General features: G+C 48.3%; 4 protein-coding genes. 3 read left to right on the top strand and 1 reads right to left on the bottom strand.

Annotated elements, in window-relative coordinates:
• On the bottom strand, positions 1-543 hold a 543-nt coding region (locus WBV75_RS09495), incomplete at its 3' end, for a pyridoxine 5'-phosphate synthase (protein ID WP_424120385.1).
• A 95-nt stretch (positions 544-638) separates the two neighbouring features.
• On the opposite strand from WBV75_RS09495, the gene WBV75_RS09490 reads away from it, so the two are divergent.
• From WBV75_RS09490 to WBV75_RS09480, 3 genes are all read left to right on the top strand, one after another.
• Positions 639-1,295, top strand: coding sequence for a CBS domain-containing protein (locus WBV75_RS09490; protein ID WP_424120384.1), 657 nt, complete (start codon positions 639-641; stop codon positions 1,293-1,295).
• 3 nt (positions 1,296-1,298) lie between these two features.
• Positions 1,299-2,174: an NAD kinase gene (locus tag WBV75_RS09485; RefSeq protein ID WP_424120383.1), complete on the top strand. Its 876-nt coding sequence runs from the start codon at positions 1,299-1,301 to the stop codon at positions 2,172-2,174.
• A 115-nt stretch (positions 2,175-2,289) separates the two neighbouring features.
• On the top strand, positions 2,290-2,783 hold a 494-nt coding region (locus WBV75_RS09480), incomplete at its 3' end, for a DUF6089 family protein (RefSeq protein ID WP_424120382.1).

The raw sequence follows: 2,783 nt of genomic DNA, 5'->3' as shown, positions 1-2,783 counted from the left end.
CTCATGCGCCGTACGAGCGGCTTCAGTGTATTTTTTTACGGCCTTTTCCGGGCTCTTGGTATATTCCCGGGCATAGGCCTCGGTATAGAGCTCCACCCGGTCGGTTCCTGTTTCCAGGGCTCCCCTTATCATCTGGGGATCGGGATCTATAAAAATGGAGGTCCGGATGCCGGCCTTTTGACATTGCGAGATCACATCTTCCAGAAAATCACGGTGGGTAAGGGTGTCCCATCCTGCATTTGAGGTTATCGCATCCGGGGCATCGGGCACGAGCGTGACCTGATCCGGGCGTACCTCCAGAACAAGCTCCAGAAATTCAGGAATGGGATTTCCTTCGATGTTTAGCTCGGTGTGCACTATTTTCTTTAGGTCCCGGGCATCCTGATAGCGAATATGGCGCTGGTCTGGTCTGGGATGAATGGTGATGCCTTCCGCCCCAAAGGATTCGATGTCCCGGACTACTTGTAAGAGATCCGGAACGTTACCCCCTCGCGCATTGCGGAGGGTGGCAATTTTGTTCACATTCACACTTAAACGTACCATTTGCAGGGATTTTCGAATTAAAGAGGCGTAAAAATACAAATTCGGTATGCCTTTTGCAGGTTAAAAAGTAGTAATTTGCAGGAAGGAAATATACTATGCGATTGCAGGAACACATCATAAGCACTATTCCCGTTTTTGAAGTAACGGACTCCCTCAAGGAAGTGATTCATTTCTTTACGCATTCCACGTATTCACATGTGGCTATTACAGAAGAGGGCCAGTTTATGGGATTGCTTGGAGAGGCTGATCTCGATAGTTTTCAGGAGACCAGCCCAATAGAAGAATTCCGTTATCAGCTCGATGCATTTTCAGTGACCGCCGAGGCAACCTGGCTCGATGTACTGGAAGTCTTTACCCGCAATGAATCGAACATCCTGCCGGTACTGGATTCCAGGAATCAGGTTATCGGGTATTTTGACCTCAATGATATTGTGGAGCTTTTTACGGACATGCCCTTTTTTACGGAACCCGGATCGATACTCGTGGTTGAAAAGCATCTCAAGGACTACAGTTTCAGCGAGATTGCCCAGATAGTGGAAGGGAACAATACCCGCCTGCTCGGGGCCTTTATAACGACCATTGAAAACGAAACTGCACAGATCACCCTTAAAATCGGGGATGCCAATATCAATGAAGTTTTGCAAACCTTCCGCAGGTATCACTACTCGATTATCTCCGGAAGTACAGAGGATAAATTCCTCGAAGAACTACGGCAGCGCTCCGATTATCTCGATAAATATCTAAACGTGTAACCCATGAAGGTTGCAATCTACGGACAAGCCTACGGACCCGAAGTCGTAGCTCCGGTAGCTACCTTGCTTTTGGAGCTTTCTAAATACAGGGCCGAGGTTTGTATAGAGGCTGAATTTGCAGTGTTGATAGGAGCAGATGCTGTAGGCAACCCTGTTTTTTCGATGGAATCAGGCCTGGATAAGAGCTTCGACCTTATGATTAGCATAGGGGGCGACGGGACAATTTTAAGGGCGACTACCTTTATTCGGGATCTGGGAATACCCATTGTGGGAATCAATACGGGCCGCCTGGGTTTTCTTTCAATTGGAAAAAAAGAGGAAGTAGGTGAAATGTTACGTGAATTTGCCGAGGGGCGTTACCATTTGGTGGAGCGCAGTTTGGTTACTGCCACCGTACCCGGTGAGGTGCCCGGGGGCAACCACCTTAATTTTGCCCTGAACGAGATCACCGTAAGCCGCAAGGACACTACTTCCATGATCACCGTAGAAACCCACTTAAACGGAGAATACCTCACCTCGTATTGGGCGGATGGCCTCATTATTGCCACGCCTACCGGATCCACAGGGTACTCCCTGAGTTGCGGCGGCCCGGTCATTATGCCAACCGCACGCTCTTTGGTGATCACACCCATTGCCCCGCATAATCTCAATGCAAGGCCACTTGTGATTTCAGATGACACCCGGATTACATTACGCGTAAGTGGACGCGAATCCCAGCACCTGCTCTCATTCGATTCCCGTCTGGTCAGTGTGGATAACGACACGGAAATCCAGGTCCGAAAAGCCGACTTCTGCATTCGAATGGTGGAATTCAGTTCAGAAAGCTTCCTGAAAACCATCCGCAATAAACTCCTGTGGGGAGAAGACCGTCGTAATTGACTACCTGACGGGGCAATAAAACCACATAAACCCTGTTAAAAAAGAGTAAAGAAATGTAGCTGCATTCCTGCCGGGGAGGTATTGAAATTGCTATATTTGCAAACTTTTGGAATTGATGAGGATCAGTATTACTGTTCTTTTCCTGCTGATAACAGGGCTAGTAGCCAGGGCACAGACTTATGAAGTAGGTCTTTTTGCCGGTGGGGCTAATAATATCGGGGATATCGGGAGTATGAATTATATCGCTCCCTCGGGTCCGGCGTTCGGAGCCCTTTTTAAATGGAATAAGAGCAAGAGGTATGCCTGGAGGGGTCATGTGATCTATGGCAGCTTTACAGCAGATGACGCGAAGTCCAATATGCGTTCCAGGGAACAGCGAAACCTGCGTATGGAACAATCCGTAATGGAGTTCTCGGCAGGGCTGGAATTTAATTTTGTGGAGTACAACCTCCATAAACTGGGGCCGGCGTTTACCCCTTATCTGTATACGGGTTTAACCTATTTCAGATATGATTATAATTTTTTTAATGTCGGGGAATTGGAAGCGACCAATTCGAATCAACGGGACGGATCTATTGCGATCCCTATGACGGCCGGGGCGAAGATACG

Source organism: Robiginitalea sp. (assembly GCF_049588695.1).
Lineage (GTDB): Bacteria > Bacteroidota > Bacteroidia > Flavobacteriales > Flavobacteriaceae > Robiginitalea.
The sequence above is the reverse complement of the archived record's forward strand: the minus strand, read 5'-3'. Positions and strand labels throughout refer to the sequence as shown.

What these genes read in the sequence shown, in the direction of transcription:
- WBV75_RS09490 (WP_424120384.1), top strand. Translation starts at nt 639, where the DNA reads ATGCGATTGCAGGAACACATCATAAGCACTATTCCCGTTTTTGAAGTA.
- WBV75_RS09485 (WP_424120383.1), top strand. Translation starts at nt 1,299, where the DNA reads ATGAAGGTTGCAATCTACGGACAAGCCTACGGACCCGAAGTCGTAGCT.